This is a genomic window from Pseudomonas inefficax (genome assembly GCF_032164165.1).
Classification (GTDB): domain Bacteria; phylum Pseudomonadota; class Gammaproteobacteria; order Pseudomonadales; family Pseudomonadaceae; genus Aquipseudomonas; species Aquipseudomonas inefficax.
This window is the reverse complement of the sequence record NZ_CP134401.1, coordinates 713,914-738,717: the sequence shown is the minus strand read 5'-3', so window position 1 is coordinate 738,717 and position 24,804 is coordinate 713,914. Positions and strand designations below refer to the sequence as shown.

The 24,804-nt window shown below is 65.2% G+C and carries 14 protein-coding genes; 4 read left to right on the top strand and 10 right to left on the bottom strand.

Annotated elements, in window-relative coordinates; genetic code table 11:
- Nucleotide 1 precedes the first annotated feature (1 nt).
- From ccoO (RIN61_RS03290) to ccoN (RIN61_RS03265), 6 genes are all read right to left on the bottom strand, one after another.
- On the bottom strand, nucleotides 2–610 hold the full coding sequence (gene ccoO, locus RIN61_RS03290) for a cytochrome-c oxidase, cbb3-type subunit II (RefSeq protein WP_112253022.1): 609 nt from the start codon (nucleotides 608–610) through the stop codon (nucleotides 2–4).
- Nucleotides 610–2,052 carry a cytochrome-c oxidase, cbb3-type subunit I gene (ccoN, locus tag RIN61_RS03285; RefSeq protein ID WP_114170175.1) on the bottom strand — a complete coding sequence of 481 codons (1,443 nt, stop codon included), beginning with the start codon at nucleotides 2,050–2,052 and terminating at the stop codon, nucleotides 610–612. The genes ccoO (RIN61_RS03290) and ccoN (RIN61_RS03285) overlap by 1 nt, the downstream gene beginning before the upstream one ends.
- 443 nt (nucleotides 2,053–2,495) lie before the next feature.
- Nucleotides 2,496–3,437 carry a cytochrome-c oxidase, cbb3-type subunit III gene (gene ccoP / locus RIN61_RS03280; protein WP_313855759.1) on the bottom strand — a complete coding sequence of 314 codons (942 nt, stop codon included), beginning with the start codon at nucleotides 3,435–3,437 and terminating at the stop codon, nucleotides 2,496–2,498.
- Nucleotides 3,434–3,628: a cbb3-type cytochrome oxidase subunit 3 gene (locus RIN61_RS03275; protein ID WP_087499892.1), complete on the bottom strand. Its 195-nt coding sequence runs from the start codon at nucleotides 3,626–3,628 to the stop codon at nucleotides 3,434–3,436. The genes ccoP and RIN61_RS03275 overlap by 4 nt, the downstream gene beginning before the upstream one ends.
- 5 nt (nucleotides 3,629–3,633) lie before the next feature.
- Complete coding sequence (gene ccoO / locus RIN61_RS03270) at nucleotides 3,634–4,242, bottom strand: cytochrome-c oxidase, cbb3-type subunit II (RefSeq protein WP_112253019.1); 609 nt, start codon at nucleotides 4,240–4,242, stop codon at nucleotides 3,634–3,636.
- A 13-nt stretch (nucleotides 4,243–4,255) separates the two neighbouring features.
- Nucleotides 4,256–5,680, bottom strand: coding sequence for a cytochrome-c oxidase, cbb3-type subunit I (ccoN, locus tag RIN61_RS03265; RefSeq protein WP_207878121.1), 1,425 nt, complete (start codon nucleotides 5,678–5,680; stop codon nucleotides 4,256–4,258).
- 50 nt (nucleotides 5,681–5,730) lie between these two features.
- On the opposite strand from ccoN (RIN61_RS03265), the gene RIN61_RS03260 reads away from it, so the two are divergent.
- Nucleotides 5,731–6,423, top strand: coding sequence for an alpha/beta family hydrolase (locus RIN61_RS03260; RefSeq protein ID WP_112253018.1), 693 nt, complete (start codon nucleotides 5,731–5,733; stop codon nucleotides 6,421–6,423).
- A gap of 112 nt (nucleotides 6,424–6,535) precedes the next feature.
- On the opposite strand, the gene ppnP is transcribed toward RIN61_RS03260, so the two are convergent.
- Nucleotides 6,536–6,820 carry a pyrimidine/purine nucleoside phosphorylase gene (ppnP, locus tag RIN61_RS03255; RefSeq protein ID WP_003259920.1) on the bottom strand — a complete coding sequence of 95 codons (285 nt, stop codon included), beginning with the start codon at nucleotides 6,818–6,820 and terminating at the stop codon, nucleotides 6,536–6,538.
- A 73-nt stretch (nucleotides 6,821–6,893) separates the two neighbouring features.
- A complete protein-coding gene (locus RIN61_RS03250) occupies nucleotides 6,894–7,445 on the bottom strand; it encodes a 3'-5' exonuclease (protein WP_112253017.1) in 552 nt (183 codons plus the stop codon).
- A gap of 172 nt (nucleotides 7,446–7,617) precedes the next feature.
- Here RIN61_RS03250 and RIN61_RS03245 point away from each other — a divergent pair, with 172 nt between their 5' ends.
- Nucleotides 7,618–8,418 (top strand): substrate-binding periplasmic protein, encoded by an 801-nt coding sequence (locus RIN61_RS03245; protein ID WP_252378355.1) that lies wholly within the window; start codon nucleotides 7,618–7,620, stop codon nucleotides 8,416–8,418.
- A gap of 63 nt (nucleotides 8,419–8,481) precedes the next feature.
- On the top strand, nucleotides 8,482–9,495 hold the full coding sequence (locus RIN61_RS03240; protein WP_112253015.1) for a GNAT family N-acetyltransferase: 1,014 nt from the start codon (nucleotides 8,482–8,484) through the stop codon (nucleotides 9,493–9,495).
- 134 nt (nucleotides 9,496–9,629) lie between these two features.
- Here RIN61_RS03240 and RIN61_RS03235 read toward each other — a convergent pair whose 3' ends face one another.
- The gene (locus RIN61_RS03235; protein ID WP_112253014.1) at nucleotides 9,630–10,160 is read right to left on the bottom strand and encodes an RNA polymerase factor sigma-70; all 531 of its coding nucleotides are present in this window, start codon (nucleotides 10,158–10,160) and stop codon (nucleotides 9,630–9,632) included.
- A 621-nt stretch (nucleotides 10,161–10,781) separates the two neighbouring features.
- On the opposite strand from RIN61_RS03235, the gene RIN61_RS03230 reads away from it, so the two are divergent.
- Nucleotides 10,782–23,735 carry a non-ribosomal peptide synthetase gene (locus tag RIN61_RS03230; RefSeq protein ID WP_313855751.1) on the top strand — a complete coding sequence of 4,318 codons (12,954 nt, stop codon included), beginning with the start codon at nucleotides 10,782–10,784 and terminating at the stop codon, nucleotides 23,733–23,735.
- 310 nt (nucleotides 23,736–24,045) lie between these two features.
- On the opposite strand, the gene dsbG is transcribed toward RIN61_RS03230, so the two are convergent.
- The gene (dsbG, locus tag RIN61_RS03225; RefSeq protein WP_112253012.1) at nucleotides 24,046–24,804 is read right to left on the bottom strand and encodes a thiol:disulfide interchange protein DsbG; all 759 of its coding nucleotides are present in this window, start codon (nucleotides 24,802–24,804) and stop codon (nucleotides 24,046–24,048) included.

The window sequence follows — 24,804 nt, the reverse complement described above, 5'->3', positions numbered from 1 at the left end:
GTCACCGTTTGCTCTTGATGATGGTGCCAAGACCCTGGAGGTACGCGACGATGGCGTCCATTTCGGTCTTGCCCTTGACCGCGTCGCTGGCCCCGGCGATGTCGGCGTCGGTGTACGGCACACCGAGGGTGCGCAGCACTTCCATCTTCTTCGCGGTGTCCTTGCCATCGAGCTTGTGCTCGACCAGCCACGGGTAGGACGGCATCTTCGATTCCGGTACCACGTTGCGCGGGTTGTACAGGTGCGCACGGTGCCAGTCATCGGAGTAGCGGCCACCGACCCGGGCCAGGTCCGGCCCGGTACGCTTGGAGCCCCACAGGAACGGGTGGTCCCACACGCTTTCACCGGCCACCGAGTAGTGGCCATAGCGCTCGGTTTCGGCACGGAACGGGCGGATCATCTGCGAGTGGCAGCCCACGCAGCCTTCGCGGATGTAGATATCGCGGCCCTCAAGTTCCAGCGCGGTGCGCGGCTTCATGCCTTCCACGGGCTTGTTGGTGACGTCCTGGAAAAACAGCGGGACGATCTGGGTCAGGCCACCGACGCTCACGGCGATGACCATGAAGAAGGCCAGCAGGCCTATGTTCTTCTCGACGGCTTCATGCTTCATCAGTGCGCTCCCACGACGACGATCTTGGCGGCTTCCTCTGCCTGTGCCGGGTTGGCGGCACGTACGGTGCGGAACACGTTGTAGGCCATCAGCAGCATGCCGCTGGCGAAGAACGCACCGCCCAGGGCGCGGACGATATAGCCAGGGTGGCTGGCTTGCAGGGCTTCGACGAAGGAGTAGGTGAGGGTGCCGTCATCGTTGATGGCGCGCCACATCAGGCCCTGGGTGATGCCGTTTACCCACATCGAGGCGATGTACAGCACGGTACCGATGGTGGCCAGCCAGAAGTGCGCGTTGATCAGGCCGACGCTGTGCATCTGCTCGCGGCCATACAGGCGCGGGATCATGTGGTACACGGCGCCGATCGAGATCATCGCTACCCAGCCGAGGGCGCCGGCGTGAACGTGGCCGATGGTCCAGTCGGTGTAGTGCGACAGCGAGTTCACGGTCTTGATGGCCATCATCGGGCCTTCGAAGGTGGACATGCCGTAGAACGCCAGCGACACCACCAGGAAGCGCAGGATCGGGTCGGTGCGCAGTTTGTGCCAGGCACCGGACAGGGTCATCATGCCGTTGATCATGCCGCCCCAGCTTGGTGCCAGCAGGATGATCGACATCACCATGCCCAGCGACTGTGCCCAGTCAGGCAGCGCGGTGTAGTGCAGGTGGTGCGGGCCGGCCCAGATGTACAGGGTGATCAGCGCCCAGAAGTGCACGATCGACAGGCGATACGAGTAGATCGGGCGTTCGGCCTGCTTGGGTACGAAGTAGTACATCATCCCCAGGAAGCCGGTGGTAAGGAAGAAGCCCACGGCGTTGTGGCCGTACCACCACTGGATCATCGCATCGGTAGCGCCGGAGTAGGCCGAGTACGACTTGAACAGGCTTACCGGCAGCGAGATGTGGTTGACGATGTGCAGCATCGCGGTAACCACGATGAAGGCGCCGTAGAACCAGTTGCCGACATAGATGTGCTTGGTCTTGCGCTTGACGATGGTGCCGAAGAACACCAGCCCGTAGGTGACCCAGACGATGGCCAGCAGGATCGCCAGCGGCCACTCGAGCTCGGCGTATTCCTTGGTGGTGGTGTAGCCCATCGGCAGGGTGATCAGCGCCCCGACGATCACCGCCTGCCAACCCCAGAAGGTGAAGGCGGCCATGCTGTCTGATATCAGCCGGGTCTGGCAGGTGCGCTGCACCACGTAGTAGCTGGTGCCAAACAGCGCACAGCCCCCGAAGGCGAAGATCACCAGGTTGGTGTGCAGCGGGCGCAGGCGGCCGAAGCTGGTCCAGGGCAGGTCCAGGTTCAGTTGCGGCCATACCAGCTGCGAGGCGATGAAGACGCCGAGGCCCATGCCAAGGATCCCCCAGACCACCGTCATGATGGCGAACTGGCGGACGACCTTATAGTTATAAGCAGTCGGACTGATTGCTGTGCTCATTGCTAAGGTTCCACGGTTTTGATGTTCTTGTTGGTCGAAAAATCGGCGCCAGTATTGATAACCATCAGGGTTACTGCAACGCAACTTTGGTACGCCGACCCGTGCCCGAGCCCGTTCACTGATGTCCCGCAGCGATCGGGTCTGGACGATTGTACACAAATAAATATTTGTAATGTGTACCGTTTTTCGCCTTTTTCTGATCGATCGGTCAAGCTTTTTATCGGGACGGCGACAGGCTACGCGCCGTGTCTGCTTCGGTCCTTTCGGAGCGAGGCCCACTGAGGCAACAAGCTTAGTTGTGTTCGGAGGGGGTGCAAGGAGGGGTAGAGCGGGGAGAGGGGCCGCTTTGCAGCCCTTCGCGGGCTTGCCCGCTCCCACAGGTTCACCACAATGCTTGAAATCTGTGGTTAACCTGTGGGAGCGGGCGAGCCCGCGAAGGGGTGTTACTTGGCAGTCAGGTCTGGCGAAGCTTGATCCTGCGACAGGCTATACACATATGCCGCCAGCAGGTGCACCTTGTCGTTGCCCTGGATCTCCGCCTGCGCCGGCATCTGACCCTGGCGACCATAGCGAATGGTCTGCTGCAGCTGGGCAAAGCTCGACCCGTAGATGAACGCCTGCGGGTGGGTCAGGTCTGGCGCGCCCATGGCCGGAGTGCCCTTGCCTTCAGGCCCGTGGCAGGCCACGCAGTTGCCGGCGAAGATCTCCTTGCCCTTGGCCGGGTCGGCCTTGGCGCCTTCCGGCAGGCTGCGGCCGTCCATGCTGGTCAGCACGAACGCAGCCACATCGGCCACGCCCTGCTCGCCAATCACCTCAGCCCAGGCCGGCATCACGCCATGGCGGCCGTTCAGGATCGAAGCCTTGATGGTTTCCGCTTCACCACCCCAGCGCCAGTCCTTGTCGGTGAGGTTTGGGAAGCCAAAGGCACCCTTGGCATCCGAGCCGTGGCACACCGAGCAGTTGGAGGCGAACAGGCGGCTGCCCATCTTCAGCGCCTGCGGGTCCTTGGCCACTTCTTCCACGGGCATGGCAGCATACTTTGCGAAGATCGGGCCGAATTTTGCGTCGGCCTTGTCCATTTCCTTCTGCCATTCGTTGGCGCCGGTCCAGCCATTTTCATAGCCCGGCAAGATGCCCTTCCAGTTGCCCAGGCCCGGGTAGAGGATCAGGTAGCCGACCGAGAACACCAGGGTGCCGACGAACAGCCAGAACCACCACTTGGGCAGCGGGTTGTCGTATTCCTCGATGCCGTCGAAGCTGTGGCCCATGGTCTGGTCGGTGGTGTTGTTGCTCTGGCCCTTGCGGGTGGCGAGCAGCAGCCAGGTCAGGCCAACCAGGCTACCAATGGTCAGTACGCAGATGTACGTACTCCAGAAGGTGGTCATTGCCCGTTACTCCTTTTTGCAGCAGGTTCCTGTCCGGCAGACGGCAGGCGGTCGTCGACGAAGGGCAGCAGGCGCGCTTCGGCGAAATCATGGTCGCGGCGGCGGTTGAATACCCACAGGGTGAGGCCGATGAAGGCGATCATCACCACCAGGGTACCCAGGCCGCGGATCATGCCGATGTCCATTCCCATCGCATTCACCTCTTGTTCTTGATCGCGGTGCCGAGCACCTGCAGGTAGGCGACCAGGGCGTCCATCTCGGTCTTGCCCTTGACCGCGTCGCGGGCTCCGGCGATGTCGTCGTCGCTGTACGGCACACCGAGGGTGCGCAAGGTGCGCATCTTGGTGTCGGTATGGCTGTTGTCGACCTGCTGGGCGACCAGCCATGGGTACGACGGCATCTTCGATTCCGGCACCACGTTGCGCGGGTTGTACAGGTGTGCACGGTGCCAGTCGTCCGAGTAGCGGCCGCCGACCCGGGCCAGGTCTGGCCCGGTGCGCTTGGAGCCCCACAGGAACGGGTGGTCCCACACGCTTTCACCAGCCACCGAGTAGTGGCCATAGCGCTCGGTTTCGGCGCGGAACGGGCGGATCATCTGCGAGTGGCAGCCCACGCAGCCTTCGCGGATGTAGATGTCGCGGCCTTCCAGCTGCAGCGCGGTGTAAGGCTTCATGCCTTCCACCGGCTTGTTGGTGACGTCCTGGAAGAACAGCGGGACGATCTGGGTCAGGCCGCCGATACTGACGGCAAACACCATCAGCAGGGCCAGCAGGCCGACGTTTTTCTCGATGACTTCATGTTTCATCAGGCAGGTCTCCTCAAGCCAGCTGGGCGTTCGCAGGGGCGACATCGAGCGCCGGCGAACGCACGGTGCGCCAGGTGTTCCAGGCCATCAGGAACATGCCGCTGAGGAAGATCGCACCGCCGACGAAGCGCACGATGAAGCCTGGGTGGCTGGCCACCAGGGTTTCCACGAACGAGTAGGTGAGCGTGCCGTCGCTGTTGACCGCGCGCCACATCAGGCCCTGGGCGATGCCGTTGACCCACATCGAGGCGATGTACAGCACCGTACCGATGGTAGCCAGCCAGAAGTGCGCGTTGATCAGGCCGATGCTGTACATGCGCTCCTTGCCGAACACTTTCGGGATGGTGTGGTACAGCGCACCGATCGAGATCATCGCCACCCAGCCGAGGGCGCCGGCGTGCACGTGGCCGATGGTCCAGTCGGTGTAGTGGGACAGGGCGTTGACCGTCTTGATGGCCATCATCGGGCCTTCGAAGGTGGACATGCCGTAGAACGCCAGCGACACCACGAGGAAGCGCAGGATCGGGTCGCTGCGCAGTTTGTGCCAGGCGCCGGACAGGGTCATCATGCCGTTGATCATGCCGCCCCAGCTTGGTGCCAGCAGGATCAGCGACATCACCATGCCCAGCGACTGCGCCCAATCGGGCAGGGCGGTGTAGTGCAGGTGGTGTGGGCCGGCCCAGATGTACAGGGTGATCAGCGCCCAGAAGTGCACGATCGACAGGCGATAGGAATACACCGGGCGTTCGGCCTGCTTGGGCACGTAGTAGTACATCATCCCAAGGAAGCCCGCGGTCAGGAAGAAGCCCACCGCGTTGTGCCCGTACCACCACTGCACCATGGCGTCGGTAGCGCCGGCGTAGATCGAGTACGACTTGGTCATGCTGACTGGCAGTTCCAGGTTGTTGACGATGTGCAGCATCGCCACGGTGAGGATGAACCCGCCGAAGAACCAGTTACCGACGTAGATGTGCTTGGTGTTGCGCTTCATCAGCGTGCCGAAGAACACGATGGCGTAGCTCACCCAGACGATAGTGATCAGGATGTCGATCGGCCATTCCAGTTCGGCGTATTCCTTGGAGCTGGTGTAGCCCAGCGGCAGGCTGATGGCCGCCAGCAGGATCACCAGTTGCCAGCCCCAGAAGGTGAACGCGGCCAGGCCCGGTGCGAACAGGGTGGTCTGGCAGGTGCGTTGCACCGAATAATAGGAGGTGGCGAACAGCGCACAGCCGCCGAAGGCGAAGATCACCGCATTGGTATGCAGGGGACGCAGGCGGCCGAAGCTGGTCCAGGGGAGGTCGAAGTTGAGGGAAGGCCAGGCGAGCTGGGCGGCGATGAAGACGCCGAGCCCCATCCCGACGATTCCCCACACCACCGTCATGATGGCGAATTGGCGGACCACCTTGTAGTTATAGGCGGTACTGCTGGTTGTGTTCATGTATGGGTTCCCATCCACGGTTATTTGGCAGGCTTTACAGCGAGGCAAGCATGATTAATGGGCAAAGTGCCGGTATTGACGGGGATCAATGGGCGAAGGTCGGAAATGTCCCAGGCTTGCGCTGCGATCCCCCGCACGTTCGGGGCAATGGCGGTTACAGGGGCTGCCTGATCCTGGCCCACGGCGCAGGCGCGCCGATGGACAGCGGCTTCATGGACGAAATGGCGCAAAGGCTTGCGGCGCTTGGGGTAGGGGTAGTGCGCTTCGAGTTCCCGTACATGGCCGAGCGCAGGGTTTCCGGCGGCAAGCGGCCGCCAAACCCGCAGAAGGTGTTGCTGGAATGCTGGCGCGAGGTGTACCGGCAGGTGCGACCTTTGGTCGCGGGCAAGCTGGCGGTGGGAGGCAAGTCCATGGGCGGGCGCATGGCCAGCCTGTTGGCCGATGAATTGGGGGCGGATGCGCTGGTGTGCCTGGGTTATCCGTTCTATGCGGTGGGCAAACCGGAGAAGCCACGAGTCGAGCACCTGGCGGAGTTACAGACGCCGACGTTGATCGTGCAGGGCGAGCGCGATGCGCTGGGTAACCGCGAGGCGGTGGCAGGGTATGCGTTATCGCCGGCGATCGAGGTGAGCTGGCTGGTGGCGGGGGATCATGACCTGAAGCCGCTGAAGGCCTCGGGGTTCAGCCATGAGCAGCATTTGCAGGCGGCGGCCGAAAAGGTTGCGGCATTCCTGTCGCGATAGTGCTGGATTCTTCGCGGGTGAACCCGCTCCCACAGGTTCACAACAAGGCTGAAAGCTGTGCAGTACCTGTGGGAGCGGGTTTACCCGCGAAGAGGCCGAAACAGGCTACTGCTTAGTCGCGGTACTCGCACAGGTAAGCGGTATCCACCTTCACCTGCAGCTGGAACTTGCTGTCAGCCGGCACGTTGAACTTGTCGCCTGCCTTGAAAGTTTCCCAGTTGTCGCTACCTGGCAGCTTCACGGTCAGCGCACCCGAAACCACGTGCATGATCTCGCGCTTGGCAGTGCCAAACTCGTATTCGCCCGGGGCCATCACACCGACAGTGGCCGGGCCTTCTTCGCCCGCGAATGCGATCGACTTGACGGTGCCGTTGAAGTACTCGTTGACCTGGAACATGGGCGACTCCTGAAAGGGGAGATGAAAAAGGGCTGGCCAGTATGCCCAAGCCCACGGGCCTCGTCATCTGCTTTCAGGTAGCGTCCGCCGGCAGGCTCAACGGCAGCAGCCGCGCGGTATTGCGCGCATCTTCCAGGGCCCGATGCTGCTGCCCGCAAAAGTGCATGCCAGCCAACTGCAGTGCACCATTGAGCCCAGCAGGGCGCTGCAGGTGGCGGGCCTTGGCGAAGCGTTGCTTGAGGTTGATGTGCGGCAGGGTCCGCAGCAGGCTGTCCAGCCCATGCTGCTGCCACTCCTGGTGCAATTGCTGGCGGTCGTAGTCGCCCCAGCTGACCCAGGCCTGAAGCTGCCCACGGTGGTGCCCGAGCCAATGCTCGAAGCTTGCCCATACTTCGCGGAACGACGCGGCACTGTCCACGCTGGCCTGGCTGATATGGGTCAGCTCACGACAGAACGGTGTCAACTGCGGCCGCCGCCGAGGCTTCACGAAGCGCTGGAAGTGGTCGACCTCGCGGCCTTCGCGGGTAACCAGGCTTGCGCCGATTTCAATGACTTCCATCTCTGTGACCGGCCACCCACCATCGTCGGTGGTGGCTTCCAGGTCGATCACCAACCAATGGCCCATACCAGGCTCCCTTGCAGATCCTGCTAGAGCGTAGCCAAACTCAGGGCATCCGGCACCCCCTGGCAATTTGCCCGCAGCTTTGGCGCAAAGTGCCACCAACCGGCAGTTGTGCCCGGAACGGAAAACGCCTAGCTTAGGCGGACCCAGGCATGAACCGTGATGAGTGTCCGTCTTGACTCCAGCGCCCGGCCTCAAGGCCCTCTCTCCACTGATGCTGCTGGCCGTGTTCTGGCTGGCGGCGCCGGCATGGGCTGCCGATGCCGTCGAGGTGAGGATTGGTGCGGCGCATTTCCCGCCGTACACGGTACGCCCCGAGCAGGGTGCCGACAGCGGCCTGTTGCCGCAGCTGGTCGAAGCGCTCAACCGCGCGCAGCAGCGCTACCGCTTCGTCGTGGTGCCCACCTCCATCCAGCGGCGTTTTGGTGACCTTCAGCAAGGCCGCACCGACATGGCCATTTTCGAGAACCCGGCGTGGGGCTGGCAGCAGATCGCCCACCGCAGCGTGGACATGGGCCTGGAAGATGCCGAGGTGTTCGTCGCCCGCCAGGCCAATGGCCGTGACCCGAGTTACTTCGACGACCTGCACGGCAAGCGCCTGGCGCTGTTCAACGGCTACCACTATGCGTTCGCCGGCTTCAACTCCGACCCGGACTACCTGCGCAAGACATTCAACGCGACCCTGACCTATTCCCACGACAGCAACTTGCTGATGGTGCAGGCCGGCCGCGCCGACATCGCCTTGGTCACACGCTCCTACCTCAGCGATTTCCTGGCGCGCAACCCGGCTACCCGGGAGCAATTGGTGCCCTCGCAGCGCATCGACCAGGTCTATCACCACTATGCCTTGCTGCGCCCGGGGGCACCCATCGGCGAGCAGTCGTTCGCGGCACTGCTGCGCGCCCTGCGCGAAAGCGGCGAGCTGGCGCGCATCTTCGAGCCCTACCGCATCACGGTGGCCGCCCCCCACGACTAAATTCCCGTAGTGCGGCAACGTTTTCAGCAGTGAGCCTTTTCATCATTGCCGTGAGTCAAGCCCATGCCGTTCGATGCCGCTTCGCAGCCCCAGTCCGCGCCACGCTGGCGCAGCCTCAGTGCCGAGGAGGGTGACAGCTGGCTGAGCCTGTCCCTCGAAGGCCGCCCACTGATCGAGTTGCGCCTGGAGGTGGGCGCTACCCCGCATGTTCACCTCGAGCGGCTGTGCCCCGAGCGCCCCTATCAGGCATTGTGGGCCGCCTGTTATTGGTTACTGGCCCGCAACACCGCCTGCCAGCGCCTGGCCTGGCACCTGCCCGAGCCGTTGCCTCAGGCATTGGCCAGTGGCCTGCTGCTGGCTGGTGAGCAGCCTGGACAATACCTGTGCGAGCGGGCGCTGTTCTGGCAACTGCCACAACCGTGGCTAGGCGAACGGGCCGATGTGGCATACCCGCAGCAGATGCAGATCAGCGACGGCAAACGCCACCCACGCCGCGTGCCCAAGCCTCGTGGCGAGGTGTACCGGCGCTTCGATACGCGTCTGGGCAGTTGGGTATCGCTGCGTACCTTGGAGATCGAGCACGACCTTGAACGCTTCAACCGCTGGCAGAACAACCCGCGGGTAGCGGCGTTCTGGCAAGAGGCTGGCACCCTTGCGCAGCACCGCGAATACCTGGGCAAACTCGAGGCCGACCCGCATGCGTTGACGCTGATCGGCTGCTTCGATGACCAGCCGTTTGCCTACTTCGAGGCGTACTGGGCCAAGGAAGACCGCATTGCGCCGTTCTATCCGGCCGACGACTACGACCGCGGCATCCACATGCTGGTAGGGGAGGAGAGCCACCGCGGGCCGCACAAGGTGGCCAGCTGGCTTTCGGCGCTGGTGCACTACCTGTTCCTGGATGACCCGCGCACCCAGCGGGTGGTGGCCGAGCCGCGTGCAGACAACGGCAAGATGATCGGCTACATGCACGACCAGTGCTTCCACTGCGACAAGGAGTTCGACTTCCCGCACAAGCGGGCGGCGTTGATGATCCTGGGGCGGGAGCGGTTTTTCGAGCGTTGCAAACTGGCTTGAGGGCCAAGGGGCCGCTGTGCGGCCTTGTGGGAGCGGGTTCACCCGCGAAGAATGCGACATGATGCATGGCACCGGCTATGCCGGTGTTCGCGGGTAAACCCGCTCCCACACGCGCCCTCAGCCACCTTGAAGGATCAGGCCTGCCGACTGGCCGTCTTGCGGCAATGCACCAGCGCATCTCGGATCATGAAGTTGACCAGCGTCGGCGACACGCCCAGCTCCTTGGCAATGTCTTTCTGCGGCACGCCATGCAGGCGGTACATCTCGAAGGCATAGCGGGTGCGCTGGGGAAGTTCGTTCAGCGCCTCGGCAATGTCATCCAGCGCAGCGAGGTTGATGTGGGTGGCTTCGGGGGAGGCATTTTGCACGACCACGTTCATGCCTTCCTCCTCGCTGCCGGAGTACTTCAGCTCCATCGCCTGCTTGCGATAGTGGTCGATGGCCAGGTTGCGCACGATCTGGAACAGGTAGCTCAGCTGCGCCTTGAATGACGAGGTGATCTGCGGGGCGGCGCTGAGCCGGAAAAAGGCATCCTGCACCACATCTTCGGCGCGCGACCGGCAGCCGGTGATGCGGGCAGCGATCTTGACCAGGATGCTGCGGTTGTCGACGAAGGCCTGGAGTAATGGTGAATCGCACTTACTTGTGGATAGTTGTTCCGCCATGGAAATCACCTTGTCACAGAGAGGAAAGGACGCACCCAAATTTGGGAAGCTTCCTACGACGGGCGACAAGCTATTCAGAATGATAATGATTGTCAAATGCGAAATGTAATTAGTTTCATGTGATTTCGGTTCTAAGGCGCAGGGGTGGCTGGGGGTAGGTCATGGCATTTTCAGCGCCTAGGAGATCGAGCGCCGCCCGCGCGGCGCTTCGCGGGGCAAGCCCGCTCCCACATTTGTTGCAACGTGGCCATGCCTGTGGGAGAGGCGTTGCCAGCCTTGGTGCAAGGCTTGAGACAAGTGGGGCGGCAGCAATGCCAACTCAGGAATCCAGCCAGCCCAACAAGGCTGACAACCATGACCTGTCAGGTTCGGCACGTTGCAACAAATGTGGGAGCGGGCTTGCCCCGCGAAGCGCCGCCCGCGCGGCGCTGGATCTGCCAGGCGCCACACCTCTCAAGGCATAAACCCACCAACTTTCACACAACCCAAAACCCCCAACCCCGCTAATTTCTCCCCCCTCCCATCCGTTTCCCTGTGTACACCTCAGGCCGCCACATGCCGCTGCGCCCACGTTCGCGCAGCAGCCGGCCCGACCCAACCAGACACTGGCAGGAACACCCCATGACGGACGCCTTCGAACTCCCGCTCTCGCTGGTCCAGGCCCTGGCGCAGCGCGCCGCGCACACCCCGGACAAAGTCGCCTTGCGCTTTCTGGCCGACGCGCCCGGCGAGCAGGCGGTGCTCAGCTACCGGGACCTCGACCAGCGCGCCCGCACCATCGCTGCTGCCTTGCAAGCCCGGGCCGGCTTCGGCGACCGCGCGGTGCTGTTGTTCCCCAGCGGGCCAGATTATGTGGCGGCGTTCTTCGGCTGCCTGTATGCCGGCGTGATTGCGGTGCCGGCCTACCCGCCGGAGTCCGCGCGCCAGCACCACCAACAGCGCTTGCTTTCGATCATCGATGACGCCGAGCCGCGCCTGCTGCTGACTGTCGCGGCGCTGCACGACAGCCTGCAGGGCCTGGAGGCCCTGACGGCGGCCAACGCTCCCGAACTGCTGGCGGTGGATGGCCTGGACCCGGCGCTGGCCGCGCAATGGCGCGAGCCCGCGCTCAAGGGTGATGACATCGCCTTCCTGCAGTACACCTCCGGCTCCACCGCACTGCCCAAGGGCGTGCAGGTCAGCCATGGCAACCTGGTGGCCAACGAGCAACTGATCCGCCAAGGCTTTGGCATCGACCTCAACCCCGACGACGTGATCGTCAGCTGGCTGCCGCTGTACCACGACATGGGCCTGATTGGCGGCCTGCTGCAGCCGATCTTCAGCGGCGTGCCTTGTGTGCTGATGGCGCCGGGCTACTTCCTGGCACGGCCGCTGCGCTGGTTGCAGGCCATCAGCGAGTATGGCGGCACCATCAGCGGCGGCCCCGACTTCGCCTACCGGCTGTGCAGTGAGCGGGTCAGCGAGGCCTCCCTGGCCGGGCTCGACCTCAGCCGCTGGCGGGTGGCCTATTCCGGCTCCGAGCCAATCCGCCAGGACAGCCTGGCGGCCTTTTCCGACAAGTTCCAGGCCTGCGGCTTCGACCCGCAGAGCTTCTTCGCCAGCTACGGCCTGGCCGAAGCGACCCTGTTCGTCAGCGGCAGCCGCCGTGGCCAGGGCATTGCCGCGCTGGAGCTGGACGCGCAAGCCTTCGCCGCCAACCTTGCGGAACCTGGCAAGGGCAGTGTGCTGATGAGCTGTGGCTACCCGCAGCCCGGGCATGCCGTGCGCATTGTCGAACCACAACGCCTGCAGGTGCTGGGCGACAACCAGGTGGGCGAGATCTGGGCCGGCGGCCCGAGCATCGCCCTGGGTTACTGGCGCAACCCTGAAGCCAGTGCCCGCACCTTCGTCGAGATGGACGGCCAGACCTGGCTGCGTACCGGCGACCTGGGCTTCATGCGCGAAGGCGAAGTGTTCGTCACCGGGCGCCTGAAGGACATGCTGATCGTGCGTGGGCAGAACCTGTACCCGCAGGACCTGGAAAAAACCCTCGAGCGGGAAGTGGATGTGCTGCGCAAAGGCCGGGTGGCGGTGTTCGCCGTTGAGCAGCAAGGCGAGGAGGGCATTGGCGTGGCGGTGGAAATCAGCCGCAACGTGCAGAAGGCGATCAAGCCCCAGGAGCTGATCAAGACCCTGCGCCAGGTGGTCGCCGACGCCTGCCGCCAGGCCCCGGCCGTGGTCCTGCTGCTGAACCCGGGCGCGCTGCCCAAGACCTCCAGCGGCAAGCTGCAACGTTCAGCCTGCCGTCTGCGCATGGACGATGGCAGCCTGGACTGCTACGCCCGTTTCCCTGAGGGGAGCGAGCCCGTTGCCAGGACGGTAGCGGGTGATGACCTGCAGGCGCGCATCGCCAGTGTGTGGCGCGACATCCTCAAGGTCGAAGCGGTGGCGGCAGACGACCACTTCCTGCTGCTGGGCGGCAACTCCATCGCCGCCACCCATGCCACCGCACGCCTGGCCGATGAGCTGGGCGTCAACCTGGGCCTGCGTACCCTGTTCGAGGCGCCGGTACTGGCGGACTACGCCCAGGCAGTGGCCGCGATCATCGCCCAAGGCGGTGGTCGGGGCGGTGCCATCGCCACCCTGGAACGCACCCAGGCGCTGCCCCAGTCGCTGGCGCAGAACCGCCTGTGGCTGCTATGGCAGTTGGACCCGCAGTCGGCGGCCTACAACATTCCGGCCGGCCTGCAGTTGCGCGGTGAGCTGGACGAAGGCGCCCTGCAAGCGGCCTTCCAGGCGCTGGTGGCGCGCCACGAATCATTGCGTACCCTGTTTGCCGAAGAGAACGGCCAGGCCCTGCAGCGCATCCTGGCGCAGCAGCCGTTCGACCTTCGCCGCCTGGACCTCGAAGGCCAGGCCGCCGAGCAGGTCGCCGCCCAGCGCGAAACCGAAGCTCGCCAGCCGTTCGACCTGACCCGCGGGCCGTTGCTGCGGGCGACCCTGGCGCGCCTTGACGATGAACATCATCAGCTGTGGGTGACCCTGCACCATATCGTCGCCGACGGCTGGTCGCTGAACATACTGCTCGACGAATTCGCCAAACTGTACGCCGCCCATTGCCAGGGCCTCGACGCGAACCTGGCACCGCTGACCCTGGGCTATGCCGACTACGGCACCTGGCAGCGACAGTGGCTGGCCGCAGGCGAAGCCGAGCGTCAGCTGCAGTACTGGCAGGCGCGCCTGGGGGGTGAACTGCCGGTGCTCGACCTGTGCACCGACCACCCGCGTGCCAGCCAGCGCGACCACCGCGCCGCCCGCTTCAGCCTCAAGGTACCAGCCAGGCTCACCGAAGCGCTGAATGGCCTGGCCCGCGAGCAGCAGGCCAGCCTGTTCATGGTGCTGCTGGCCGGCTGGCAGGCGCTGCTGCACCGCTACAGCGGCCAGGTCGATATCCGTGTCGGCGTGCCCAACGCCAACCGGCCGCGCCTGGAAACCCAAGGCATGGTCGGCTTTTTCATCAATACCCAGGTGCTGCGTGCGCAACTCGATGGCCGCCTGCCGTTCGACCAGTTGCTGGCCCAGGTGCGCCAGGCCACCCTGGATGCCCAAGCCAACCAGGACTTGCCATTCGAGCAGCTGCTCGAAGCCTTGCCCGAGGCTCGCGAGCAAGGCCTGTTCCAGGTCATGTTCAACCACCAGCAACGCGACCTGTCTGCCCTGCGCCGCCTGCCGGGCCTGCTGGCCGAAGAGCTGCCGTGGCACAGTCGCGAAGCCAAGTTCGACTTGCAGCTGCACAGTGAAGAAGACCACCAGGGCCGCCTGAGCCTGGCCTTCGACTATGCCGCTGAATTGTTCGATGCCGGCTCCGTCAAGCGCCTGGCCCAGCACCTGCTGGCCCTGCTCGAGCAGGTGTGCACCGAGCCGCAGCTGGCGCTGGGCGAGGTGCAATTGCTCGATGAGGCTGGCCGCGCGCAACTGCTGAGCTGGGGCGAGGCACCGGCTGCGACGCCGCAGCGCCTGCTGGTCGAGCAGCTCAATGACCAGGCACGCCTGACCCCGCAGCGCACCGCCCTGGTATGGGACGGTGGCAGCCTGGATTACGCTGAGTTGCATCAGCAAGCCAACCGTCTGGCCCACTACCTGCGTGACAAAGGCGTCGGCCCCGACACCTGCGTGGCCATCGCCGTCGAGCGTTCGCCGCAGCTGCTGGTCGGCCTGCTGGCCATTCTCAAGGCCGGTGGTGCCTATGTGCCGCTGGACGTCGATTACCCGGCCGAGCGCCTGGCCTACATGCTCGCCGATTGCAATGCGGGCCTGTTGCTGAGCCACAGCAGCCTGCTTGGCAAGCTGCCACAGGTTGACGGCGTCAGTGCCATCGCCCTCGACCAGTTGCACCTGGACAGCTGGCCAAGCCATGCCCCTGGCCTGCACCTGCATGGCGACAACCTGGCCTATGTGATCTACACCTCCGGTTCCACCGGCCAACCCAAGGGCGTGGGCAATACCCACGCGGCACTGGCCGAGCGCCTGCAATGGATGCAGGCCAGCTATGCGCTGGATGACAGCGACGTGCTGATGCAGAAGGCGCCGATCAGCTTCGACGTTTCGGTGTGGGAGTGCTTCTGGCCACTGGTGACCGGCTGCAAGCTGGTGCTCGCCGGCCCCGGTGAGCACCGCGACCCGCAGCGCATCGCGGCGTTGGTGCAGGCCCATGGCGTGACCACGCTGCACTTCGTGCCGCCGCTGTTGCAGGTGTTCGTCCAGGAGCCGCAGGCGGGTGCCTGCAGCAGCCTGCGCCGGCTGTTCTCTGGTGGCGAAGCGCTGCCCGCCGCGCTGCGTGACCGCGTGCTGCAAGTGCTGCCGCAGGTGCAGTTGCACAACCGCTATGGCCCGACCGAAACCGCCATCAACGTCACCCACTGGCACTGCCAGGCTACCGATGGCGAACGCTCGCCGATCGGCCGCCCGCTGGGCAATGTGCTGTGCCGCGTGCTGGACGACGAGCTGGAGCTGACCGCCCCAGGTGTGCCGGGCGAGCTGTACCTCGGCGGTGCAGGCCTGGCCCGTGGCTACCTGGGCCGCCCGGGCCTCACCGCCGAACGCTTCGTGCCCCGGGCAGATGGCAACGGCGAACGCCTGTACCGCAGTGGCGATCGCGCCCGCTGGCAGGTGCAGACCGAGGCGCTGGAATATCTTGGCCGCCTCGACCAGCAGGTCAAGGTACGTGGCTTCCGTGTCGAGCCCGAGGAAGTCCAGGCCTGCCTGCTGGCACAAGCGGGGGTCGAACAGGCGCTGGTACTGATTCACAAGGATGCCGTAGGCGCGCAACTGGTCGGCTACTACAGTGGCAGCGCCCAGCCTGATGCGTTGCTGGCGGCGCTGGCTGAACAACTGCCGGCCTACATGGTGCCGGCACAACTCATCCCGCTGGCGCAGATGCCACTGGGCCCCAGCGGCAAGGTCGACCGCAAGGCATTGCCGGCCCCGGTGTGGCAGCAGCGGGAGCACATCGAGCCGCAAACCGAGTTGCAACAGCAGGTCGCCGCCATCTGGCGCGAGGTGCTGAACCTGCCGCGCATCGGCCTGCAGGACGACTTCTTCGCCCTCGGTGGCCACTCGCTGCTGGCCACTCAAATTGTCTCGCGCACGCGTCAGGCCTGCGATGTCGAGCTGCCGCTCAAGGCCCTGTTCGAAGCCAGCGAGCTAGGCGCTTTCTGTGCCGAGATCGCGGGTATCCGCGCTGCCGGTGAACGCAACCTGCAAGGCGCAATCGCCCGCGTCGACCGCCGCCAGGCGGTGCCGCTGTCGTACTCGCAGCAGCGCATGTGGTTCCTCTGGCAAATGGAGCCGGACAGCCCGGCGTACAACGTCGGCGGCATGGCGCGCCTGCGCGGCACCCTGCATGTGGATGCCTTCGAGCGCGCGTTGCAGGCGCTGGTGGTGCGCCACGAAACCTTGCGCACTACCTTCCCCAGCATCGATGGCGTGCCGTACCAGTGCGTGGCCGAAGACAGCAGCCTGCACCTCGACTGGCAGGACTTCAGCGCCTTGCCCGCCGATGCCCGCCAACAACGCCTGCAACAACTGGCCGATGGCCAGGCGCACCAGCCGTTCGACCTGGAGCGCGGTCCGCTGCTGCGTGCCTGCCTGGTCAAAGCCCAAGAGCGCGAGCACTTCTTCGTGCTGACCCTGCACCATATCGTCACCGAAGGCTGGGCGATGGACATCTTCGCCCGCGAACTGGGCGAGCTGTACGAGGCCTTCGTCGATGACCGCGAATCGCCGCTGGCGCCGCTGCCGGTGCAGTACCTGGACTACAGCGTGTGGCAACGGCAATGGCTGGAAAGCGGCGAGGGCGCTCGCCAGCTGGCCTACTGGCAGGCCCGCCTGGGCGATGAACACCCGGTGCTGGCGCTGCCTGCCGACCGCCCGCGCCCGGCAGTGCAGAGCCACCGTGGCGAGCTGTACCGCTTCGAGCTCGACCCGGCGCTGGTCGCCCGTGTGCATGCCTTCAACAGCCAGCGCGGCCTGACCCTGTTCATGACCATGACTGCCACCCTGGCCGCCTTGCTGCACCGCTACAGCGGCCAGCGTGACCTGCGCATTGGCGCGCCGGTGGCCAACCGCATCCGCCCGGAAAGCGAAGGGCTGATAGGCGCGTTCCTCAACACCCAGGTGCTGCGTTGCGAGCTGGACGGCCAGATGACTGCCGTACAGTTGCTGGAGCAGGTACGCCAGGTTGCCATCGAAGGCCAGTCGCACCAGGACCTGCCGTTCGACCAGCTGGTGGAAGCCCTGCAGCCACCGCGCAGCAGCGCCTACAACCCGCTGTTCCAGGTGATGTGCAACGTGCAGCGCTGGGCCTTCCAGCAAAGCCGCCAGCTTGCCGGCATGCAGGTGGATTACCTGGTCAACGACGCCAGCGCCACCAAATTCGACCTGTACCTGGAGGTGACCGACCTCGACGGCCGCCTGGGTTGCTGCCTGACCTACAGCCGTGACCTGTTCGACGAACCACGCATCGCACGCATGGCCGAGCACTGGCAGCAACTGCTGGCCGGCCTGCTCGACAACCCGCAACAGCGCCTGTGCGAGCTGCCGATGCTGAGCAGTGCCGAACAGAAGATGCTGGCGGGCCAGTTGCAGGGCGAGCCGGATTTCGCTCTCGACCAGACCGTGCACGGCCTCTTCGCCGCCCAGGCTGCGCGCACGCCACACGCTGGCGCGTTGACCTTCGCCGGCCGGCACATGACCTATGCCGAACTCGACCAGCAGGCCAACCGCCTGGCCCGTGCCCTGCGCGAGCGTGGCGTCGGCCCGCAGGTGCGGGTGGGCCTGGCGCTGGAGCGCTCGCTGGAAATGGTCGTCGGCCTGCTGGCCATCCTCAAGGCCGGTGGCGCCTACGTGCCGCTCGACCCCGAGTACCCGCTCGACCGCCTGCGCTACATGATCGAAGACAGCCGCATCGGTCTGCTGCTCAGCCAGCGCGCGCTGCTGCAAACCCTGGGGCAGCTACCCGAAGGCGTGGCGCGCTGGAGTCTCGAGGACGACAGTGCCAGCCTTTCAGCCTACAGCGATGCGCCGCTGGACAACCTCAATCTGCCGCAGCACCAGGCCTACCTGATCTACACCTCCGGTTCCACCGGCAAGCCCAAGGGCGTGGTAGTCAGCCACGGCGAGTTCGCCATGCATTGCCAGGCGGTGATCGACGCCTTCGGCATGCGCAGCGACGACTGCGAGCTGCATTTCTATTCGATCAATTTCGATGCCGCCAGCGAGCGCCTGTGGGTGCCGCTATTGTGTGGTGCCCGGGTGGTACTGCGCGCCCAGGGGCAGTGGGGCGCCGAAGACATCTGCCAACTGGTGCGCGAGCAACAGGTGAGCATCCTCGGCTTCACGCCCAGCTACGGCAGCCAGTTGGCGCAGTATCTGGGCGGGCAGGGCGAACAGTTGCCAGTGCGCCTGGTCATTACCGGTGGTGAAGCGCTGACCGGTGAACACCTGCAGCGCATCCGCCAGGCCTTCGCGCCGCAGCAGTTCTTCAACGCCTACGGGCCGACCGAAACCGTGGTCATGCCGCTGGCCTGCCTGGCACCACAGACATTGCCGGCGGAGCTGGGCAGTGTACCGATCGGCCGCGTCATCGGTAGCCGCACGGCCTACATTCTCGATGAAGACCTTGCCCTGTTGCCGCAAGGCGGTATTGGCGAGCTGTATGTCGGCGGTGCCGGCCTGGCCCAGGGTTACCACGACCGCCCCGGCCTCAGTGCCGAGCGCTTCGTCGCCGACCCGTTCGGCAGCGAAGGCGGGCGCCTGTACCGCACCGGTGACCTGGTGCGCTTGGGCAGCGATGGCCTGGTCGAGTACGTCGGTCGCGCCGACCAGCAAGTGAAGATTCGCGGTTTCCGCATTGAACTGGGCGAAATCGAAAGCCGCCTGCAGGCCCATGCCGATGTCGACGAAGCTGTGGTGCTGGCCCTCGACCTGCCGGGCGGCAAGCAACTGGTGGGTTACCTGGTGTGCAGGCAGGCCGCTGCCGACAGCGAGGCCCAGGGCCTGCTGCGCGACGCGGTGAAAGCCGATGCCCGCCAGCACCTGCCGGACTACATGGTGCCGGCGCACCTGGTGCTGCTCGACAGCCTGCCACTGATGGGCAACGGCAAGCTCGACCGCCGTGCGCTGCCGCTGCCGGACCTGGAGCAGGCACGCCAGCAGTACCAGGCGCCTGGCAACGAGGTGGAAGCGCAGCTGGCGCAGATCTGGCGCGACGTGCTAAACGTTGCCCGGGTTGGCGTGCAGGACAACTTCTTCGAACTGGGCGGCGACTCGATCCTGTCGATCCAGGTGGTCAGCCGTGCCCGTCAGGCCGGCTTGCAGTTCACCCCGCGCGACCTGTTCCAGCATCAGACCATCCAGACCCTGGCGGCCGTCGTTCAGCGCAGCGAAGCCGCCAGCAGCATCGAGCAGGGCCAGCGCCAGGGCCAGGCTGGCCTTACGCCGATTCAGCACTGGTTCTTCGACAGTGAAGTGCCACAGCCGCAGCACTGGAACCAGGCTGTTCTGCTGGAGGCGCGCAAGCCGCTGGATAAGGGAGTGCTGGAGCAAGCCTTGGCCGCCCTGGTGCAGCACCACGACAGCCTGCGCCTGCGCTTCAGCCAGGCCCAGGGCCGCTGGCAGGCCGAATATGCTTCGCCTGCCACCGGCCAATTGCTGTGGACAGCCACGGTCGCCGACTTCGCCGATTGCCAAGCGCTGTACACCGGCCTGCAACGCAGCCTCGACCTGCAGCAGGGCCCGCTGTTGCGTGCCTTGCTGGTAAATGACGGACAGGGCAGCCAGCGCCTTTTACTGGCGATCCATCACCTGGTGGTCGATGGCGTGTCGTGGCGCGTGCTTCTGGAAGACCTGCAGGCGCTGTACCGTGGCCAGCCACTGCCGGCCAAGACCCACGCCATGGGCGACTGGGCCGCACGCCTGGCCAGCTATGCTGGTAGCGATTCGCTGCGCGACGAACTGGGCTGGTGGCAAGGCCAGTTGGGCGGTGTGCGCCGCGAACTGCCATGCGATCACCCGCAGGGCGGCAACCTGCACCGCCACGCCCGTACCTTGGCCATCGGCCTGGATGTGGCGCAGACCCGGCAGTTGCTGCAGCAGGCCCCGGCGGCCTACCACACCCAGGTCAACGACCTGTTGTTGACCGCGCTGGCGCGTGCCCTGTGCCGCTGGAGCGGCGACGAAGAAGTGCTGGTACAGCTTGAAGGCCATGGCCGCGACGGGCTGTTCGAAGACATGGACCTGACCCGCAGCGTTGGCTGGTTCACCAACGCCTACCCGCTGAGCCTGCGTCCGTTGCCAGGCGACGACGATGCGGCGCGGGCAGGCTCGATCAAGCGCATCAAGGAGCAGCTGCGCCAGGTGCCGCACAAAGGGCTGGGTTACGGCGTGCTGCGCTACCTGGCCGATACGGCCGGGCGCGAGCAGATGGCGGCTTTGCCGCAGGCACGCATCACCTTCAACTACCTGGGCCAGTTCGACCAGCAGTTCGACAGCACGGCGCTGTTCCAGCCGCTGGACGCCCCGGCCGGTTTGGCCCACGACCTCGATGCACCGCTGCCCAACTGGCTGAGTGTCGATGGCCAGGTGTATGGCGGTGCCCTGCAATTGCGCTGGACCTTCAGTGCCGAGCGCTACGACGAGCGAACCATCGCCAGCCTGGCCGAAGCCTATCGCCAGGAGCTGCTGGCCCTGGTCGAGCATTGCCTGGCTGATGGCAACGGCAGTTTCACGCCCTCGGACTTCCCGCTGGCGCACCTGACCCAGGCGCAGATCGACGCGCTGCCGGTACCGGCCGCGCAGATCGAGGACGTCTACCCGCTGACGCCGATGCAGGAGGGCATGCTGCTGCATACCCTGCTGGAGCCGGGCACCGGCCTCTACTACATGCAGGACCGCTACCGCATCAACAGCGCGCTCGATCCCGAACGCTTCGCCCAGGCGTGGCAGGCGGTAGTGGCGCGCCACGAAGCGCTACGCGCATCGTTCAGCTGGAACACCGGCGAGGCGATGCTGCAGATCATCCACAAGCCGGGCAACACACCGGTGGACTACCAGGACTGGCGTGGCCTCGACGACAACGCCCAGGAGCAGCGCCTGCAGGCCCTGCACAAGCAGGAACGCGAGGCTGGTTTCGCCCTGCTCAGCGAGGCGCCATTCCACCTGCGCCTGGTGCGTGTGGCCGACGAGCGCTACTGGTTCATGATGAGCAACCACCACATCCTCATCGATGCCTGGTGCCGCTCGCTGTTGATGAACGATTTCTTCGAGATCTACCAGGCCCTGGGCGAAGGCCGGCAGGCCCGATTGCCGGTGCCGCCGCGCTATCGCGACTATATCGGTTGGCTGCAACGCCAGGGTCTGGACGACGCACGTGCCTGGTGGCAGGCCAATCTGGCCGGCTTCGAACGTGCCACCACCATCCCCAGCGACCGCCCGCTGCGCCATGACCATGCCGGTAGCGGCATGATCGTCGGCGACTGTTACACCCGCCTGGCGGTGAGCGACGGCGTGCGCCTGCGCGAGCTGGCCCAGGCCCACCAGCTCACCGTCAACACCTTCGCCCAGGCGGCCTGGGCCCTGGTACTGGCGCGCTACAGTGGCGACCGCGACGTGGCCTTTGGCGTGACCGTGGCCGGGCGCCCGGTGAGCATGCCGCAGATGCAGCGTACCGTCGGCCTGTTCATCAACAGCGTTGCCCTGCGCGTGCAATTGCCGGTGGCGGGTGAGCGCTGCAGTGTGCGCCAGTGGTTGCAAGGCCTTTTGGAGCGCAACATGGAGCTGCGCGAGTACGAATACCTGCCGCTGGTGGCAATCCAGGAATGTAGCGAACTGCCCAAGGGCCAGCCACTGTTCGACAGCCTGTTCGTGTTCGAGAACGCGCCGGTGGAAACCGCCGTGCTCGACCACGCCCAGCACCTGAATGCCAGTTCCGACTCGGGCCGCACCCACACCAACTTCCCGCTGACAGCAGTGTGCTACCCGGGCGATGACCTTGGCCTGCACCTGTCGTTCGACCAGCGCTACTTCGACTACCCGACCGTCGAGCGTCTGCTGGCCGAGTTCAAGCGCCTGCTGCTGGCGCTGATGCAAGGCTTTGAAGGGGAGATGAGCGCACTGCCGTTGCTGGGTGACGAAGAGCAGCGCTTCCTGTTGGAGGACTGCAACCGTACCGCACGTGCCTATCCGCTGGAGCAGAGCTACATTGCGCAGTTCGAGGCGCAGGTGGCCGCACATCCGCAACGTACCGTGGCCCGCTGCCTGGACGCGTCCTACGACTACGCCGGGTTGAACCTGGCGGCCAACCGCCTGGGCCATGCCTTGATCGCGGCGGGTGTGAACGTGGACCAGCCGGTGGCACTGCTGGCCGAGCGTGGGCTACCGCTGCTGGGCATGATCGTCGGCAGCTTCAAGGCCGGCGCCGGCTACCTGCCACTGGACCCGGGCCTGCCGGCGGCGCGCCTGCAAAGCATCATCCAGCTCAGTCGTACACCCGTGCTGGTGTGCAGCGGGGCCTGTGCCGAACAAGGGCGGCTGTTGCTGGATGAGCTGGAGCTGACGACGCGGCCGCAGTTGCTGGTCTGGGAAGATATCCAGGCCAGCCCGGTGGCCAGCCACAACCCCGGCATTCACAGCGGGCCGGACAACCTCGCCTATGTGATCTACACCTCAGGCTCCACCGGCCTGCCGAAGGGGGTGATGGTCGAACAGCGCGGCATGCTCAACAACCAGCTGAGCAAGGTGCCGTACCTGGCGCTTGGCGAGCAGGACGTCATCGCCCAGACGGCCTCGCAGAGCTTCGACATTTCGGTGTGGCAGTTCCTTGCCGCGCCACTGTTCGGCGCCAGGGTGGAGATCGTGCCGAACGCCATTGCCCATGACCCGCAGGCCCTGTTGGCGCATGTGCAGGCCACCGGCATCAGCGTGCTGGAAAGCGTGCCGTCGCTGATCCAGGGCATGCTGGCCAACGACCACCAGGCCCTCGATGGCCTGCGCTGGATGCTGCCGACCGGCGAAGCCATGCCACCGGAGCTGGCGGCGCAGTGGCTGCAGCGCTACCCGCAGATCGGCCTGGTCAACGCCTACGGCCCGGCGGAGTGCTCCGATGACGTGGCGTTCTTCCGCGTCGATGCCGCCTCGACCCGTGGCAGCTACCTGCCGATCGGCACGCCGACCGACAACAACCGCCTGTACCTGTTCGGCGAGGACCAGGCGCTGGTGCCACTGGGTGCGACAGGTGAGCTGTGCGTGGCCGGCACCGGCGTGGGCCGTGGCTATGTCGGCGACCCGGTGCGTACCGCACTGGCGTTCATTCCCCATCCTCATGGTGCCCCGGGTGAACGCCTGTACCGCACCGGCGACCTGGCGCGGCAGCGCCCGGACGGGGTGCTGGAGTATGTCGGGCGCATCGACCATCAGGTGAAGATCCGCGGCTACCGTATCGAACTGGGCGAGATCGAAGCCCGCTTGCACGAACAGCCGGAAGTCCGCGACGCTGCCGTTGGCGTGCAGGAGGGCGTCAATGGCAAGCACCTGGTGGGTTACCTGGTGGCGCATCAGGGCGTTGCAGCCGACGCTGCGTTGCTGGAACAGCTCAAGCAGCGCCTGCGTGCCGAGTTGCCGGAGTACATGGTCCCACTGCACTGGGGCTGGTTCGACAGCCTGCCGCACAACGCCAACGGCAAGCTCGACCGCAAGGCCCTGCCGGCCATCGACATCGGTGGCCAGCACAGCCAGGTCTACCAGGCGCCGCGCAACGAGCTGGAAGAGGTACTGGCCGGAATCTGGGCCGATGTGCTCAAGGCCGAGCGGGTAGGGGTGCACGACAACTTCTTCGAGCTGGGCGGGCATTCGCTGCTGGCCACGCAGATCGCCTCGCGGGTGCAGAAGCAGTTGCAGTTGAACGTGCCGCTGCGGGCGATGTTCGAGTGCAGCACGGTGGAGGAGCTGGCGGCGTATGTGCAGGGGCTGCAGGGCAATGTGCTGGATGACGACAAGGTCGACCGGCTCAGTGACCTGATGGCTGAGCTGGAGGGCTTGTGACCTGAACAGGTGAGGCCTGCACCGCCCCTGGATTGGCGCACAAAAGTTGAAATTGCTGGGGCCGCTATGCGGCCCTTTCGGGACACAAGGCCGCTCCTACAGATACGGCGTTGTACTCGAGGTTTGGCGCTGTACCTGTGGGAGCGGGCATGCCCGCAAACACCGGCGCAGCCGGTGCCATACACCGCGTTGAGTCTTCGCGGGCTTGCCCGCTCCCACAGGGCCGCCACCGCCTTCATGGCAGGTGCACTACTTGTAGGAGCAGCCTTGTGCTGCGAATGGGCGGCAAGGCAGCCCCGGCGATTTCACATCAGCGCTTGCCGAGAATCTTCCCAAGCAACTCCGGCCGCGGTGCGCCTTGCTGGCTCTGCAGGTTGCCCTGGTCATCCTGATAGAAGATCGCCGGGGTCGCCTGCAAACCCATCTCTTCCATCAGCGCCATGTTCGCCGCCAGCTTCTGCTGCACCGCCTCCGGCACCTGCTCCAGTGCCTTCAACTTGCTGGCCTTGCCCGCTTTTTCATGCTCATGCAGTGCCTTGGCCGGGTCTTTCGCCGCCAACAGCGCCGCCGACTTGCCCGGGCTATCCTCGCGGATGATGCCGACCATGATATGGCGCAACTGCACCTTGCCCGACTCCACCCACGGCCGCGCCTGCTCCCAGAACATGTTGCAGTAGGGGCAGTTGGGGTCGCTGAACAGGTACACCTTGCGCGGTGCATCGTCCTTGCCGTCGGCGATCCAGGCGGTTTTTTCCATCTTGGCCCAGATTTCCTTGCTCATCGGCGCATACACCAGCTTTTTCAGCGGCTCGGCACTGAGGTCCTTGCCCTGTTCGTCGAACAGGCTGCCGACCAGTACGTGCTTGCCGTCAGGGGTGAGGTACAGCGCCAGGCCGTTATTCTGATACTCGGCGGCATACCCGCGCAGGCCGTTGGGGGCGTCGAAGCTGCCTTTGATCACGGCGCCCTTGGCTTGCAGTTGTTGAATTGCCTTGGGCAGCTCTTCGGCCTGCAGGGTGGGGCTAGCCAGCAGGGCCAGGGACAGGGGCAGCAGTGCAGTCAGTCGCAT